The 16,444-nt window shown below is 54.7% G+C and carries 17 protein-coding genes; 5 read left to right on the forward strand and 12 right to left on the reverse strand.

The features are described 5' to 3' along the window. Positions 1-17: 17 nt before the first annotated feature. From recO to rpoE, 9 genes are all read right to left on the reverse strand, one after another. Positions 18-725 carry a DNA repair protein RecO gene (recO, locus tag KGP22_RS16780; protein WP_111965331.1) on the reverse strand — a complete coding sequence of 236 codons (708 nt, stop codon included), beginning with the start codon at positions 723-725 and terminating at the stop codon, positions 18-20. Between the two features lie 18 nt (positions 726-743). After that, positions 744-1,649 carry a GTPase Era gene (gene era / locus KGP22_RS16785; RefSeq protein WP_223580259.1) on the reverse strand — a complete coding sequence of 302 codons (906 nt, stop codon included), beginning with the start codon at positions 1,647-1,649 and terminating at the stop codon, positions 744-746. Next, the gene (gene rnc, locus KGP22_RS16790) at positions 1,646-2,326 is read right to left on the reverse strand and encodes a ribonuclease III (protein ID WP_003860711.1); all 681 of its coding nucleotides are present in this window, start codon (positions 2,324-2,326) and stop codon (positions 1,646-1,648) included. Before rnc ends, era begins: the two co-directional genes overlap by 4 nt. Before the next feature lie 222 nt (positions 2,327-2,548). Then, positions 2,549-3,523, reverse strand: a complete 975-nt coding sequence (gene lepB, locus KGP22_RS16795) for a signal peptidase I (protein WP_024908620.1) — start codon at positions 3,521-3,523, stop codon at positions 2,549-2,551. Between the two features lie 15 nt (positions 3,524-3,538). Then, positions 3,539-5,338 (reverse strand): translation elongation factor 4, encoded by a 1,800-nt coding sequence (gene lepA / locus KGP22_RS16800; protein ID WP_023308849.1) that lies wholly within the window; start codon positions 5,336-5,338, stop codon positions 3,539-3,541. Between the two features lie 185 nt (positions 5,339-5,523). Continuing rightward, positions 5,524-6,000: a SoxR-reducing system protein RseC gene (rseC, locus tag KGP22_RS16805; RefSeq protein ID WP_115876022.1), complete on the reverse strand. Its 477-nt coding sequence runs from the start codon at positions 5,998-6,000 to the stop codon at positions 5,524-5,526. Next, a complete protein-coding gene (rseB, locus tag KGP22_RS16810) occupies positions 5,997-6,950 on the reverse strand; it encodes a sigma-E factor regulatory protein RseB (RefSeq protein ID WP_023308851.1) in 954 nt (317 codons plus the stop codon). Before rseB ends, rseC begins: the two co-directional genes overlap by 4 nt. After that, complete coding sequence (rseA, locus tag KGP22_RS16815) at positions 6,950-7,600, reverse strand: anti-sigma-E factor RseA (protein ID WP_008502186.1); 651 nt, start codon at positions 7,598-7,600, stop codon at positions 6,950-6,952. Before rseA ends, rseB begins: the two co-directional genes overlap by 1 nt. A gap of 31 nt (positions 7,601-7,631) precedes the next feature. Beyond that, the gene (gene rpoE, locus KGP22_RS16820) at positions 7,632-8,207 is read right to left on the reverse strand and encodes an RNA polymerase sigma factor RpoE (protein WP_006176728.1); all 576 of its coding nucleotides are present in this window, start codon (positions 8,205-8,207) and stop codon (positions 7,632-7,634) included. Between the two features lie 424 nt (positions 8,208-8,631). Between rpoE and nadB the strand changes: the two genes are divergently transcribed. After that, complete coding sequence (gene nadB, locus KGP22_RS16830; RefSeq protein ID WP_223580263.1) at positions 8,632-10,251, forward strand: L-aspartate oxidase; 1,620 nt, start codon at positions 8,632-8,634, stop codon at positions 10,249-10,251. On the opposite strand, the gene KGP22_RS16835 is transcribed toward nadB, so the two are convergent. After that, positions 10,236-10,973: a tRNA1(Val) (adenine(37)-N6)-methyltransferase gene (locus KGP22_RS16835; RefSeq protein ID WP_223580266.1), complete on the reverse strand. Its 738-nt coding sequence runs from the start codon at positions 10,971-10,973 to the stop codon at positions 10,236-10,238. The genes nadB and KGP22_RS16835 overlap by 16 nt on opposite strands. Positions 10,974-11,105: 132 nt before the next feature. On the opposite strand from KGP22_RS16835, the gene srmB reads away from it, so the two are divergent. Then, a complete protein-coding gene (gene srmB / locus KGP22_RS16840; protein WP_023344704.1) occupies positions 11,106-12,434 on the forward strand; it encodes an ATP-dependent RNA helicase SrmB in 1,329 nt (442 codons plus the stop codon). A gap of 51 nt (positions 12,435-12,485) precedes the next feature. Here srmB and grcA read toward each other — a convergent pair whose 3' ends face one another. Beyond that, positions 12,486-12,869 (reverse strand): autonomous glycyl radical cofactor GrcA, encoded by a 384-nt coding sequence (gene grcA / locus KGP22_RS16845; protein WP_008502190.1) that lies wholly within the window; start codon positions 12,867-12,869, stop codon positions 12,486-12,488. Positions 12,870-13,183: 314 nt separating this feature from the next. Between grcA and ung the strand changes: the two genes are divergently transcribed. Next, on the forward strand, positions 13,184-13,873 hold the full coding sequence (gene ung / locus KGP22_RS16850) for a uracil-DNA glycosylase (protein WP_111965122.1): 690 nt from the start codon (positions 13,184-13,186) through the stop codon (positions 13,871-13,873). 40 nt (positions 13,874-13,913) lie between these two features. Here ung and KGP22_RS16855 read toward each other — a convergent pair whose 3' ends face one another. Beyond that, entirely contained in the window at positions 13,914-15,047 is a 1,134-nt protein-coding gene (locus KGP22_RS16855) for a tRNA/rRNA methyltransferase (protein ID WP_127731988.1), read from the reverse strand. Between the two features lie 204 nt (positions 15,048-15,251). On the opposite strand from KGP22_RS16855, the gene trxC reads away from it, so the two are divergent. Both trxC and tapT read left to right on the forward strand, forming a co-directional pair. Continuing rightward, on the forward strand, positions 15,252-15,671 hold the full coding sequence (trxC, locus tag KGP22_RS16860) for a thioredoxin TrxC (protein ID WP_111965120.1): 420 nt from the start codon (positions 15,252-15,254) through the stop codon (positions 15,669-15,671). Between the two features lie 69 nt (positions 15,672-15,740). Continuing rightward, entirely contained in the window at positions 15,741-16,439 is a 699-nt protein-coding gene (tapT, locus tag KGP22_RS16865; protein ID WP_149366365.1) for a tRNA-uridine aminocarboxypropyltransferase, read from the forward strand. The last annotated feature ends 5 nt before the right edge of the window (positions 16,440-16,444 follow it).

Raw genomic sequence — 16,444 nt, forward strand, 5'->3', positions numbered from 1 at the left:
CTTTTCGATTCTGTGGTCTAACGTTTCGGCACAAACTGCCTGAATAATTCGCGGCTCTTTAAGGGCTTGCCGCCAAGATACGGCTTGAGGGCAATCCGGGTAAAGCGTTTTGCTGCGCGCAGGGTCTCCTGATCGGGAAACTCGCGCTCATACAGCGCCCGGAGCTGGCGCCCGGTAAAGGTGCTGTTGTCGATCACGACGCTGGCAATAAAGCCTTTTTCTTCGCGGTAGCGGTAGGTCATGGTGTCTTCCACTTCGTCACCGCTGCCCGCACAGTGCAGAAAATCGACCCCGTACCCAAGATGGCCCAGCAGCGCCAGTTCAAAACGCCGCAGCGCAGGCTCGGGCGTGCCGGTTGCGCCAGCCAGCGCCTGGATACAGTGCAGATAATCAAAGAAAAGTTCAGAAAAGCGAGTCTCATGTTCAAGAACGCGTGAAATGAGTTCATTGACATACAGACCGCTGTAGAGCGTGATGCCGGAGAGAGGAAGCGCCAGGGAGACGGCTTCGGCGCTGCGCAGGGTTTTAACTTCCCCTCGCCCACCAAAGCGAACCAGCAGCGGCGTGAAAGGCTGTAGGGCGCCTTTCAGGTTAGAACGTTTGGAACGTGCGCCTTTGGCAACAAGGCGCACGCGGCCCGACTCTTCCGTGAAGACGTCCAGCATCAGGCTGGTTTCGCTCCAGGGACGACTATGCAGAACGAAGGCGCGCTGCCATCCTTCCATCATACTCGTCGTCTTGAGTTACTGGTCTTCGCCGTAACCGAGGCTGCGCAGAGCACGCTCATCATCGGCCCAGCCAGATTTCACTTTCACCCACAGTTCGAGGTGAACCGGCGCTTCGAACATCTCCATCATGTCCTTACGGGCTTCAATGCCGATGGTTTTGATCTTGGCGCCTTTATTGCCGATCACCATCTTCTTCTGCCCTTCACGCTCAACGAGGATCAGGCCATTGATGTCGTAGCCGCCACGCTCGTTGCTCTGGAAACGCTCGATCTCCACCGTCACAGAATACGGCAGTTCAGCGCCCAGGAAACGCATTAGCTTTTCACGAATGATTTCAGACGCTATAAAGCGCTGAGAGCGATCGGTGATGTAGTCTTCCGGGAAGTGATGAATCGCTTCCGGCAGATGTTTACGCACGATGCCCGCGATGGTGTCCACGTTCAGACCCGTCTCTGCAGACAGCGGAACGATGTCGAGGAAGTTCATCTGGCTACCGAGCCACTGCAGATGCGGCAGCAGATCGGCTTTTTCCTGCACGTTGTCCACTTTGTTGACCGCGAGGATGACCGGCGTTTTGCCGTCACGCAGCTTGTTCAGCACCATCTCGTCGTCCGGCGTCCAGCGGGTGCCTTCCACAACGAAGATCACCAGCTCCACGTCGCCAATCGAGCTGCTCGCTGCCTTGTTCATCAGACGGTTGATGGCACGCTTCTCTTCCATGTGCAGGCCCGGGGTATCGACGTAGATCGCCTGATACGCGCCTTCAGTATGGATACCGACGATGCGGTGACGCGTGGTCTGCGCCTTACGCGAGGTGATAGAAATCTTCTGCCCAAGCAGATTATTCAGCAGAGTGGATTTGCCAACGTTCGGACGTCCGACGATGGCAATAAATCCGCAATAGGTCTTTTCTTCGCTCATTCCAGCTCCAGCATTTTTAACGCCTGTTCGGCGGCAGCCTGTTCAGCCTTACGGCGGCTTGAACCTGTGCCCACCACCGGTTCACTCAGGCCACTGACCTGGCAATGGATGGTAAATTCCTGATCGTGCGCTTCGCCACGAACCTGCACCACCAGATAAGACGGCAGCGGCAGATGACGTCCCTGCAAATACTCCTGCAGACGCGTTTTTGGATCTTTTTGTTTATCGCCCGGGCTGATTTCGTCCAGACGGGTCTGATACCAGTTCAGGATCAGCTTTTCTACGGTCTGGATATCGCTGTCCAGGAACACACCACCAATTAATGCTTCGACCGTATCGGCAAGAATAGATTCACGACGGAAGCCGCCGCTTTTCAGTTCACCCGGCCCAAGACGCAGACATTCGCCCAGTTCAAATTCGCGCGCGATTTCCGCAAGGGTATTACCCCGAACCAGCGTGGCGCGCATGCGGCTCATATCCCCTTCATCCACACGCGGGAAACGATGATAAAGCGCATTCGCAATCACGAAACTTAAAATAGAGTCGCCTAAAAACTCGAGACGCTCATTATGTTTGCTGCTGGCACTGCGGTGGGTTAATGCCTGTTGCAACAACTCCTGATGATGAAAAGTGTAGCCCAGCTTCCGTTGAAGCCGATTAATTACGATGGGGTTCATGCGATACCAATAAATGAATGCGTCAAAAATGCAGCACACGAAACCGACCTGAGAAAACCAACGCGGTTTCGTGTGCCGTGGCACCCTTGCAGGGCCAACCTTAAACTTCGGGGGAATATTCTATACACAACGACAGGGGATGTCGTTAGTTCGAAGAGATTTATCGTGGAAATAATTCAAGTAGCCGCTAATTAAAGCGGCTACGCGTTCATTTATTGAGAATTAATGGATTCCGCCGATACGACTCAGTCGAACACCGGTCGGCCACTCGCCTTCCTGTTTCTCAAAACTCATCCAGATGGCGGTAGCTTTACCGACCAGATTCGCTTCCGGCACGAAGCCCCAGTAACGGCTGTCAGCTGAATTATCGCGGTTGTCACCCATCATGAAGTAATGCCCTGGCGGTACAATCCAGCTCGCGAGCTGCTGGCCCGGCTGGCGATAGTACATACCCAGCTGATCCTGCGCGATTGGCACGGTGAGGATTCGGTGCGTCACATCGCCCAGCGTCTCTTTACGCTCAACCAGACGAATGCCGTCCTCTTTGGTTTCACCTTTCGGTACCTGGAAGAATCCGCTGGTCGCTTCGCCGCCGTTACGACGAGCAAAGGTCTGCACAAAATCACTTGGCTCAACGTTTGAGTAGGTGATTGGCAGCGCGTTTTCGCATGCGGTACCGGAGCTGCAGCCCGGCTGAACGGTGACTTCTTTCGCAACCGGATCGTAAGTCACTTTATCACCCGGAAGACCTACCGCGCGCTTGATGTAGTCCAGGCGCGGATCTTCCGGATATTTGAACACCACGATGTCGCCGCGTTTCGGATGACCGGTTTCGATCAGCGTTTTCTGGTAGATAGGATCTTTAATGCCGTAGGCAAACTTCTCTACCAGAATAAAATCACCGATCAGCAGCGTTGGCATCATTGAACCTGATGGGATTTGGAACGGCTCGTAAATAAACGAACGTACCACCAGCACAATCGCCAGCACCGGAAATACCGAGGCGCCCGTTTCCAGCCAGCCCGGTTTCGGGCCGACTTTCTTCAGGGTTTTCGCGTCAATCCCATCGCCAGTGGCTGCCTGTGCGGCAGCCTGACGTTCGCGACGTTTTGGGGCGAAGATAAACTTATCCAGACACCACAGCAGACCTGTCACCAGGGTAGCAATGACCAGGATCAGGGCAAACATGTTCGCCATGCCAACTCCTTAGGGTTATTTGCCGTCTTTACCAACATGAAGGATGGCAAGGAATGCTTCCTGCGGCAGCTCGACGTTACCGACCTGCTTCATACGCTTCTTACCTTCTTTCTGCTTCTGCAGCAGCTTTTTCTTACGGCTGACGTCACCGCCATAGCACTTCGCCAGAACGTTTTTACGCAGCTGTTTCACGGTGGAACGCGCGATAATATGGTTGCCAATGGCCGCCTGAATCGCGATATCGAACTGCTGACGCGGGATCAGATCTTTCATCTTCTCAACCAGCTCGCGGCCACGGTATGGCGCATTGTCGTTGTGGGTGATCAGCGCCAGCGCATCCACACGCTCGCCGTTGATCAGCACGTCCACACGCACCATGTTGGAGGCCTGGAAGCGTTTGAAGTTGTAATCCAGTGACGCATAGCCACGGGAGGTCGACTTCAGACGGTCGAAGAAGTCGAGTACCACTTCCGCCATCGGGATTTCGTAGGTCAGCGCCACCTGGTTACCGTGGTAAACCATGTTGGTCTGCACGCCGCGCTTCTCAATACACAGCGTAATGACGTTGCCCAGGAACTCCTGCGGCAGCAGCATGTGACATTCGGCAATCGGCTCACGCAGCTCGTGAATATTGTTCAACGGCGGCAGCTTGGATGGGCTGTCGACGTAGATCACTTCTTTCGAGGTGGTTTCAACTTCATATACTACCGTCGGCGCGGTGGTGATCAGGTCCAGATCGTATTCACGCTCCAGACGCTCCTGAATGATCTCCATGTGCAGCAGACCAAGGAAGCCGCAGCGGAAGCCGAAGCCCAGCGCCGTTGAGCTTTCTGGCTCATAGAACAGGGAGGCATCGTTCAGGCTCAGCTTGCCAAGCGCATCACGGAAGTTTTCGTAGTCGTCAGAGCTGACCGGGAACAGGCCCGCGTAAACCTGCGGCTTCACCTTTTTAAAGCCTGGCAGCGCTTTATCTGCCGGGTTACGCGCACCCGTCAGGGTATCACCCACCGGCGCGCCGAGGATGTCTTTGATGGCGCAGACCAGCCAGCCTACCTCGCCGCATGTCAGCTCGGTGCGATCAACCTGTTTTGGCGTGAAGATACCCAGACGGTCGGCGTTATAGACCTGTCCGGTACTCATAACCTTGATTTTGTCGCCTTTGCGCATGGTGCCGTTTTTAATACGCACCAGGGAGACAACGCCCAGATAGTTATCGAACCAGGAGTCGATAATCAGCGCCTGCAGCGGGGCATCCGGATCGCCTTCCGGGGCCGGAATATCACGCACCAGACGTTCCAGCACGTCGGTGACGCCGACACCGGTTTTCGCGGAGCAGCGCACGGCATCGGTCGCGTCAATGCCGACAATATCTTCAATCTCTTCCGCTACGCGCTCAGGATCGGCGGCTGGCAGGTCGATCTTGTTCAGAACCGGCACAACTTCGAGATCCATTTCCATCGCGGTGTAGCAGTTTGCCAGGGTCTGGGCTTCAACGCCCTGCCCGGCATCCACCACCAGCAGCGCGCCTTCACAGGCCGCGAGCGAGCGTGATACTTCATAGGAGAAGTCAACGTGGCCTGGGGTGTCGATAAAGTTCAGTTGATAGGTTTCACCATCAGCCGCTTTGTAATCAAGCGTAACGCTCTGCGCTTTAATGGTGATACCGCGTTCGCGTTCCAGGTCCATGGAGTCCAGAACCTGGGCTTCCATTTCACGATCAGACAGGCCACCGCAAATCTGGATAATACGGTCAGACAGCGTCGACTTACCGTGGTCAATGTGAGCAATGATCGAAAAGTTACGTATGTTCTTCATATAGTTAAATAATTATGCCTTACGAATTCCTGGAGGCCGCTGTTCTTAGCCTGACGTTTTTCAGTGCGAAAACGCAGCATTCTACACTACATCCTCGCTACCTGGAAATGCACTTAGAGACTGGTATAGCGTGAAGAAAGGACGTTTTCTGTTTTAGGGTGTAAAAAAAGATAAAGCCCGATGGATCACCGGGCCTCAGAAGAGAGCGTTTCAACACGAAGCTGGTCTGGCGCCAGCCCAACGCTGAGAATGACAGGCTGCCACTCCTCGCGCGCGGCAAGCGTTGGGGAGAGACCTTTGGCAAGCCAGAATCCCCCCACGCCACCCAATGCGGCACCGCACATAGCGGCCATATCGGTACCAAACAGCATCTGAAACAGACCACCCATGATAAACAGGCCGACCAGCGGAGAGAGATACACCAGCATAGCGGAGCTGAGCAGGCTGCCTTCCGCGATGCCCAGTTCCACCTTCTGCCCGGCCATCAGCGGCTGTTCGCTTGGCACTGAAATCGTGTGCGATGTTTGTGGCCCGAGCTTGTTCAGCACGCGGCTGCCACAGCCAGCGCGGGATGCGCAGCTATTACATGAGGCTTTAACATCGCAGCTCACCAGCGCAATGCCGTTCTGCCATGAGACAACCGTCGCCCACTCTTTAATCATTGTGCAGCCCTGAATTTAATGCTGTCGGAAATACGTTTCGCCGTTTGCGGAGGGAGTTCTCCCACAATGGTGATTTCTGCATTATCGCGTACCGTTGTACTCACCGTACGGCGCCCGGTACGCAGCATTTGTTCAGCGCTGTTTGCCGTTGCGCGATTGATATTCACCGAGAAGCTGAACAGACCATCCGAATAGAGACGCGATTCCACCGGCGTTTCAATCGTTGGCAGCTGACGACGGCTGCTGGACACTTCGCTAAACCCTTGTGGGATCCAGGCAGGTACCCAGTTGAAATTAACGGAATCCCCGGCAGGAACAGAAAGCAGCGGCGGCAGGCTGGCCTTAGCCAGATTCTGCATGCTGTTGCCAACCTGATTGTTCACGCTGAACGAAATAACGCGGAACTGTTCCAGCGTTTCACCGTCACGGTCAAGCAGGTCTACACGCATCGGGAGTTTAGTTTCAGCGTCGATCCAGACAATATAGCTGTAACGCGTTCCATCCCGGGCGACAACGCGGATCACCTCGCACAGTCTGTCCGCAATACGCGTACGCCCTACCGAAATAAAATCGTAGTAAGGGGCAAGCCGTTTGAAGTCGGTGTAAATGAGTGACGGCAGGGAATCAACGATATAGTCGCCATTCAGCGTGAAAGGTTCCAGGCCGGGCTCGAAATAGCTGATTTCGTTACCACGCTGGACAACTTCCCGACGCGGACCATCCATCTGTAAAAGCTGGGCGAGCGGCTGGTTATCAAGACGGGCATGGCGATAGCGTAACGACTCGACGCCCTGCTTGTTGATGCTGATAAATGCCAACTCGTAATTGAGTGACTGGCTGGCCAGATTCATTTGCTGCAACAACGCCCCGGATGATACATCAGCCGAGGCGTTGGCAGAGAAGAACAGGCTACCCGCCATCAGAGACATGGCGAACCAAAGTTGCTTCATTACTGCGATTGCGTTCCTAAAGTTTGGTTTCCGGGCACCTGCACAGCAGCTTGCTGTGTCTGCGCCTGCTCAAACTGAAGCTGTTCAGAGTGCAGACGACGCTGCAACTCATAATCCTGCAACATCGCATTAATGCGACGGCGCTGCTCCTGAACCTGCTGTTGCTGGCCGCCGCTGGCGGAAGCATCAGCCGGTACGCCCAGGCTTACCGGGCTGGCTTTGCCCATCATCGGCAGTGTGTTAAACACTGGCGCTTCTGGCTGCTGATTAGTTTCAGACTGAGTATTATAGTGCTGGACGCCAACAATAACTGCAAGCGATACGCATGCAGCCACACCCATTTGGGTAAGCTGGCTGGCCCACGGGCGCACCTTTTGCCAGAATGGCATTTTCTGCCACTGGTGAGGTGCGGGTTGAGCTTCAGGAATCAGCGGAGTGGTCTGATGAACAGGCTCATTCTCAATCGCCGCCATGACGCGGGCTGAGATATCGAAATGGAGAACCTCGCCGGTGTCACCGCGAAGGGTGTCACGGATGAGATGGTAACTCTCCCAGGTCTCTTGCATTTCGGGAGAATGAGACAGCTCGTTGAGCAGCTCACTATCTACCGTTTCACCATCCATTAAAGCGGAAAGTTTTTCTTTCTGCATGCCTAATACCTTTTCCAGTATCCCGCTATCGTCAACGCCTGATAAGCGGTTGAACTTTATTATCAATAGCTTCTCGCGCACGGAAAATTCGTGAACGTACCGTGCCGACCGGACAATCCATGATAGCGGCTATCTCTTCATAGCTCAGACCATCAAGCTCCCGTAACGTAATTGCCATGCGTAAATCTTCCGGGAGCGACTCGATCGTGCGAAAAACGATTTGTCTCAGTTCTTCTGACAACATTAAGTTCTCAGGGTTCGAAATTTCTTTCAATGCGCCGCCACTTTCGAAGTTTTCGGCGTCAATTGCGTCCACATCACTTGAAGGCGGACGACGACCCTGAGCGACCAGATAATTCTTTGCCGTATTGACCGCAATACGGTACAGCCAGGTATAAAAAGCACTATCTCCCCGGAAAGAATCCAGCGCGCGATAGGCCTTAATAAAAGACTCTTGCACCACATCAGGCACATCGCCTGACGGTACATAGCGGGAAACCAGGCTCGCCACCTTATGCTGGTAGCGCACCACCAGTAAGTTAAAGGCTTTCTGATCTCCCTTCTGGACCCGTTCAACCAGGACCTGGTCCGTTAACTGCTCGCTCATCCGAGGTAATGTCTCCCCAAACCTAAATTCCACGCGTTATCGAAACGCCACTCTAAAAATACCGCACTTTGAGCAAGCACCGGATTAGAGTGTCTGATCTTCAATAAGTTCCGTAACGCCTTTGTTTTTGTTCATCGCGCCGCAGACTGTTCATTTTCTCTCATTATAAGTCTGTTCACGATACGCACCAGTTTCTGACAAGAAACATCTTTTTCCCGCCAGAAGAGTAACGCAACACAGGCTTTATTTCACCACAAAATCTGACGCTAACGATCTGCTTCGCAAAATAATTTCACTCATTTACCCTCCGTTTACCTCAACTTAAGCGTTTAGCCATTGCAACAGTCACTAAAAAAATACGTGCGATATATCGCATTCGAGTGCTATTCTGACTCAAAACTGTTTAGTAAATTAAACAACAATCATGAACACAACACCTGAACTCCATTGTGATGTACTGATCATCGGCAGCGGTGCTGCCGGTCTCTCTCTGGCGCTGCGCCTGGCCGAGCATCAAAACGTTATCGTTCTGAGTAAAGGGCCGATAAGCGAGGGTTCCACGTTTTATGCCCAGGGTGGCATTGCCGCGGTGTTTGATGAGACAGACAGCATTGCATCCCACGTTGAAGATACGCTGATTGCCGGGGCCGGGATCGTGGATGCACACGCCGCAGAGTTTGTCGCCAGCAATGCCCGTCATTGCGTGCAGTGGCTCATCGACCAGGGCGTCTTGTTCGATACGCAGGTTCAACCCAACGGTGAAGAGAGCTACCACCTGACGCGCGAAGGCGGCCATAGCCACCGCCGCATCCTGCACGCAGCAGATGCTACCGGAAAAGAAGTGGAAACCACGCTGGTCGGCAAAGCGCTGAAGCATCCTAATATTCGGGTTCTTGAGCGGAGTAATGCCGTTGACCTGATTATCTCTGACAAGATTGGCCTGCCCGGCACGCGTCGCGTGGTGGGCGCCTGGGTCTGGAACCGTAATAAAGAGAAGGTGGAAACCTGTCAGGCAAAGGCTGTAGTACTGGCTACGGGCGGCGCCTCAAAAGTGTATCAGTACACCACGAACCCGGACATTGCCTCCGGAGACGGTATCGCTATGGCCTGGCGCGCCGGCTGCCGGGTGGCGAATCTTGAGTTCAATCAGTTTCACCCAACCGCCCTGTTCCACCCTCAGGCGCGCAACTTCCTGTTGACGGAAGCCCTGCGCGGCGAAGGGGCCTATCTGAAACGCCCTGACGGCACCCGCTTTATGCCGGACTTTGACGCCCGTGGCGAACTGGCCCCCCGCGATATCGTTGCTCGCGCCATCGATCATGAAATGAAGCGCCTTGGCGTGGACTGCATGTATCTTGATATCAGCCATAAGCCAGCAGCGTTTATTCGCCAGCATTTTCCAATGATTTATGAAAAGCTGCTCAATCTTGGCATTGATTTAACGCGCGATCCGGTGCCGATTGTGCCAGCCGCCCACTATACCTGCGGTGGCGTAATGGTTGACGATCATGGGCGTACCGATGTGGACGGACTTTATGCTATCGGTGAGGTCAGCTATACCGGGCTTCACGGCGCGAACCGTATGGCTTCTAACTCGCTGCTTGAATGTCTGGTGTACGGCTGGTCGGCCGCAGAAGACATCACGAAGCGCATGCCCTACGCCCGTGAGACTGAGCACCTGCCAGCCTGGGATGAAAGCCGCGTGGATAACCCGGACGAGCTGGTCGTGATCCAGCATAACTGGCATGAGCTGCGGCTGTTTATGTGGGACTACGTCGGAATTGTGCGCACCACGAAACGTCTTGAACGCGCATTGCGCCGCATCACCATGCTGCAGCAGGAAATTGATGAGTATTATGCCAATTTCCGCGTATCCAATAATCTGCTGGAGCTGCGCAATCTGGTGCAGGTTGCCGAGCTGATTGTTCGCTGCGCGATGATGCGTAAAGAGAGCCGCGGGCTGCACTACACCCTGGACTACCCGAATCAGCTTGCTGATTCCGGCCCGTCGATACTCGCCCCGCAGGTTTACATAAACAGATAAAACGCCTGGGTCAGGGCAGTGTAATCTTCGGAATAACGCTGGTCTGGCCCACGGATCACCATTCGATCGTTAAAGCATTCCCCCTCTTTCGGCGAGAGCGCCAGCAGCACGCGGTGTGGCAGTCGGCCTTCCGTATCCGAAATATCGGTACGCAGGCGTAACGTCCAGCCGATCTCCTGCGCGATACCAATGAACGTGTTGCCGGTACTCTCAGGCAGGACCACGCAGAAAAAGCCTTCTTCGGAGATAAGCTCGGCCGCACTGGTGAGCAGGGCCTTGTGATCGAGGGAACCGGTATAACGCGCCTGCTCACGCTCGGGGGTACCGCACTCAACGCCGGGCTCGTAGTAAGGAGGGTTGCTGACGATCAGATCGTAACGCGCGGTTTGTTCAGGCGCCCAGGCGAGCACATCTGCGCATTCCACTTTCATGCGGGCAGCCCAGGGGGATTCGGCTACATTTTCATTCGCCTGCTCTGCCGCTCGCGCATCCAGCTCGACGGCATCAATGGTGACATGCTCTTCCGTGCGCTGCGCCAGCATTAACGCCACCAGCCCGCTGCCGGTACCGATATCAAGAATACGCTTAACACCTGCGACAGGCGCCCACGCGCCCAGTAAAATGCCGTCTGTACCGACCTTCATGGCACAGCGATCGTGAGCGACAAAAAATTGTTTAAACGTAAAACCATCGCGGCGCAGCTGCGCTTTGAGTTGAGACATGTCGGGGCAACCTTCTAAGTGAAACTGGAGTAGCATAGGGGAAAGCGAAGTGGCCGAAAAGCGATATCCATACAAACAGATGAAGATTACAGCCGTAACGTCTATAATCAGCGCCCCACACAGAGGTAGAACATGACTGTAACGACTTTTTCCGAACTTGAACTCGATGAAAGCCTGCTCAATGCACTTGAGAGCAAAGGCTTTACACGCCCGACCGCCATTCAGGCAGCGGCCATTCCGCCTGCGCTTGAGGGCCGCGATGTGCTCGGTTCTGCGCCAACCGGCACGGGGAAGACAGCAGCCTATTTGCTGCCTGTGTTGCAGCATCTGCTCGACTTTCCGCGTAAAAAATCTGGCCCGCCGCGTATTTTGATCCTGACGCCGACGCGCGAACTGGCCATGCAGGTGGCCGATCACGCGCGTGAACTCGCGGCAAATACCCATCTGGATATCGCTACCATCACCGGCGGCGTTGCGTATATGAACCACGCCGAAGTGTTCAGCGAAAACCAGGACATCGTCGTTGCGACGACGGGCCGCCTGCTGCAGTACATTAAAGAAGAGAACTTCGACTGCCGCGCGGTTGAAACGCTGATCCTCGACGAAGCCGACCGCATGCTGGACATGGGTTTTGCACAGGATATCGAGCACATTGCAGGGGAAACACGCTGGCGTAACCAGACGATGCTGTTCTCTGCCACCCTCGAAGGGGAAGCGATTAAAGACTTCGCAGAGCGTCTGCTGGAAGATCCGGTAGAAGTGTCGGCGACGCCGTCCACCCGTGAGCGTAAGAAGATCCACCAGTGGTACTACCGCGCGGACAACCTTGAGCACAAGGTCGAATTGCTCAAACACCTGCTGAAGCAGGAAGATGCGCTGCGCACAATCGTGTTTGTGCGTAAGCGCGAGCGCGTGCACGAGCTGGCAGAAATGCTGCGTAACGCCGGGATCAACAACTGCTATCTTGAAGGCGAGATGGCGCAGATCAAGCGTACCGAAGGCATTAAGCGCCTGACCGATGGCCGCGTTAACGTGCTGGTTGCCACAGACGTTGCCGCTCGCGGGATCGACATCCCTGACGTCAGCCACGTCATTAACTTCGATATGCCGCGCAGCGGCGATACCTATCTGCACCGTATTGGCCGTACCGGCCGCGCGGGCCGCAAAGGGATTGCTATCTCACTGGTCGAAGCGCATGACTACCTGCTGTTGCAGAAAATTGGCCGCTATGTTGACGAGCCGCTGAAAGCGCGCGTTATTGACGGCTTGCGCCCAACCACACGTGCGCCGAGTGAAAAAATGACGGGTAAACCGTCCAAGAAAGCGCTCGCGAAACGTGCTGAGAGAAAAGAGAAAGAAAAAGAGAAACCGCGCGTGAAGCAGCGCCACCGCGATACCAAGAATATTGGTAAGCGACGTAAGCCAAGCTCTGCCGCACCAGAGACGAAAACTGAAGAGTAATAAAAAAGCCGGGGAAATCCCCGGCTTTTTTATTCCCCCCTGCTGAAGCCGTTACAGGCTTTCAGTAAAGGTACGGGCGATGACGTCGCGCTGCTGTTCTGGAGTCAGTGAGTTAAAGCGGACCGCATAGCCGGACACGCGAATGGTCAGCTGTGGATATTTTTCTGGGTGCTCAACCGCGTCCATCAGCGTTTCGCGACGCAGTACGTTTACGTTCAGGTGCTGACCACCTTCCACACGCACTTCCGGTTTTACTTCCATTGGAATTTCACGGTATTCGATTTCGCCCAGTTTGCTCACCGGCACGATTTCATCTTCAGCAAAACCCGCTTTCGCAACGACACAGCGCGCTTCGTTTTTCTCGCTGTCCAGCAGCCAGAAAGAGTTGAGCAGATCGTCATTTGCAGCTTTAGTAATCTGGATACCTGTAATCATGTGTTGCCTCCCTTAGGCTACATTAGCTGATGTCGGCCTCTCGCGGCCAATTGGTAAAACCATTGTTTCTTGTGTGTATATATATCATTCACACCACGGTGATTTATTGATTTAAATCAACAAAAACACCAACCACATAAAGAGTGTGGTTTGAATTTATTGCTTTAGATCAATTTCACGACCTTACCAATTCAATTTTACCTGCACATTTTCAACATAAATTTAGCCACTTAGCGCGCATTTCAGCGTGTAATTTTGCTCACCGGGCTTTAGAAGGTAAGCTAGTAAGAGATTGAGATTCGCAGGAGAGCGAGATGACGACACCTTTAACCTGGCATGACGTGCTGGCAGAAGAAAAGCAGCAGCCATATTTTATCAATACGCTCAGCACCGTTGCCGCTGAGCGTCAGTCCGGACAGACGATTTACCCGCCGCAGAAAGATGTTTTCAACGCCTTTCGCTACACCGAACTGAGCGATGTGAAAGTGGTCATTCTGGGCCAGGATCCCTATCACGGCCCGGGCCAGGCGCATGGGCTGGCGTTTTCCGTACGTCCCGGCGTGGCGATCCCCCCTTCTCTGCTCAACATGTATAAAGAGCTTGAGGGAACTGTGCCCGGTTTTACCCGGCCAAACCACGGCTATCTGGAAAGCTGGGCGCGCCAGGGCGTACTGTTACTGAATACGGTGCTTACCGTACGGGCGGGCCAGGCGCACTCGCACGCCAGCCTTGGGTGGGAGACCTTTACCGATAAAGTCATCAGCCTTATCAACGAGCATCGTGAAGGGGTCGTGTTTTTACTGTGGGGTTCTCACGCGCAGAAGAAAGGGGCGATTATCGATCGTCAGCGTCATCACGTGTTGAAAGCACCGCACCCGTCACCGCTGTCTGCGCATCGCGGTTTCTTTGGCTGTAATCATTTTGTTCTGGCGAACGAATGGCTGGAAAAACGTGGCGAAACGCCAATTGACTGGATGCCCGTGCTACCGGCTGAGAGCGAGTAATAATTGAATGTGCCGGGTATGACCCGACACATGAAGAGGCTTATGCCTTATTCTGACGCCACCACTCGGCCAGCAGTACGCCGGTCGCAACGGATACGTTCAGACTTTCCACATTGCCTGTCCCATCAATAGAGACGCTCAGATCCGCACTGGAGAGCGCCGCGTCAGACAGACCATCACGTTCCTGACCTAATACCAGCACCATTTTACGCGGCAGCGTCGCTTTAAACAGCGGCGTACCGGCATGGCTTGAAGTAGTTACGATGGAATAGCCCGCTTTACGGAACTGCTCAAGAGCATCTAGCACGCTGTCGCCGGTGATCGGCTGCACGTGCTCGGCTCCGCCTTCCGCAGTACGGATCGCGGCACCGGATTCCAGCAGTGCAGCATCCTGCAACAGCACGCCTTTCACGCCAAAGTGCGCGCAGCTACGCATCATTGCGCCCAGGTTATGCGGGTTGCCCACATCTTCCAGCGCCAGCACGCAGTCATCGGCATCCGCCTGACTGACCCACTGCTGAACGGTGGTGCCGTTACGTTTTTTGATCAGGAAGCAGACGCCGCCGTGGTGTTCAGTACCGGAGGCTTTGGTCAGCTCAGCGTCATCAACCACGTGGTAGGCTTTACGATTCGCGGCCATCCAGCGCAGGGCTTCTTTGAAGCGCGGGGTTACGCTCTGGATAAACCAGGCGCGGACGATACACTCAGGACGGCTCTGGAATAGCGCCTGGCAGGCGTTCTCACCATACACGCGGGTCTCTTCCGCACGCTGGCGGCGCAGCACTTCCGGGTCGATAAAGCTTTTACCGCTGATACCGCCGTGATCGGCTTTTTCCGGCGTCTCATCGCCAGGGGCGCGAGAAACGGTACGCCACGGGGAGGCATTATCACGTGAGAAGTCTTCCCGCGGCCGGTCATCGCGTGGACGGTCACTACGCGGGCGGTCGGAACGCGGACGGTCATCGCGTTTGCGATCGTCACGTTTGCGGTCATCACCGCGGTTATTTCTGTCATCGCGGGCGGGGCGACGGCCACCGTCAGCACGAGAAGAAGACGCCGGACGCCCGCCACCTTTTCCGGTACGCGGATTTTGGGTGCGTTTATCAGAGTCATCATCACTGCGGACATACATCACTTTGACCTTGCCGCTTTTGTTTTTCATTTCGTCGTTCATGCTTTTCTCCACCAGCGCTGCGCGAAGCGCGCAGATTACCCGATGTGCCAGCGCATAGCCATAATTTCGTACAAAAGCCTGTGACTATTGTTCTCATTGAATAAAACGCATTGTTGTTTCAAACAGGCTCATTGATAATATGTAACATATTAGAAACATTATCGGCGTTCCGCCGCTGTCCCACGGCTCTATCAGAGGTTAGTTATGAATACCGTATGTGCCAACTGTCAGGCTCTTAACCGCATTCCGGACGATCGGATGGAAGATGGTGCGAAATGCGGACGTTGCGGCCATGAATTGTTTGATGGCGACGTCATTAACGCAACGGGTGCTACGCTGGACAAACTCCTCAAGGACGATCTTCCTGTCGTGGTCGATTTCTGGGCGCCATGGTGCGGCCCTTGCCGTAGCTTCGCGCCAATCTTCGAAGATGTGGCCGAAGAGCGAAACGGAAAAATGCGGTTCGTTAAGGTCAACACTGAAGCTGAGCCCGAACTGAGCGCCCGTTTTCGCATCCGCAGCATCCCGACCATTATGATTTTTAAAAATGGTGAGGTGATCGATATGCTCAACGGTGCAGTTCCAAAAGCACCTTTTGAAAGCTGGTTAAACGAGTCGCTGTAACATTCACGGGGCACATCTTGTGCCCCGCTGCCGCCTCTGCGAAAATAGGGTTTTTCCTGCATTTCGCCCATGACTGATAACGCTGTTCTTCAACTACGCGCCGAACGCCTTGCGCGCGCCACTCGACCGTTCCTCGCCCGAGGCAACCGTATTCGCCGCTGCCAGCGCTGCCTGCTGCCGCTGAAGGTTTGCCTGTGCGAGACGCTGACTCCGAGTACGGCACAGAGCCGTTTTTGTCTGGTCATGTTCGATACCGAGCCGATGAAACCCAGCAATACGGGACGCCTTATCGCCGATATTCTCCCGGATACTGCGGCTTTTCAGTGGTCCCGAACGGAGCCACCTGAGGCCCTGCTCGACTTAGTGGCTAGCCCGGACTATCAGCCGATGGTCGTTTTCCCCGCCTCTTATGCAGGCGTGGATCGCCAGGTGCTTTCGACGCCGCCATCCGGTAAACCGCCGCTATTTATTATGCTGGACGGCACCTGGACCGAAGCGCGAAAAATGTTTCGCAAAAGCCCGTATCTCGACGCACTTCCGGTGATTTCTGTCGATCTTTCCCGCGTCTCCGCCTACCGCCTGCGTGAAGCGCATGCTGACGGACAATACTGCACCGCCGAAGTGGCCATTGCGCTTCTGGATCTGGCGGGTGATACCGCTGCGGCTGGCGCCCTGGGCAACCATTTCTCCTGTTTCCGGGAACGCTATCTGGCGGGAAAAACCGTTCATAAGGGCAGCGTCACAGCAGCCGAGGCGGAAAGCGTTTAAAATCA

It is taken from the genome of Enterobacter sp. JBIWA005, from assembly GCF_019968805.1.
GTDB classification, from domain to species: Bacteria; Pseudomonadota; Gammaproteobacteria; order Enterobacterales; family Enterobacteriaceae; genus Enterobacter; species Enterobacter vonholyi.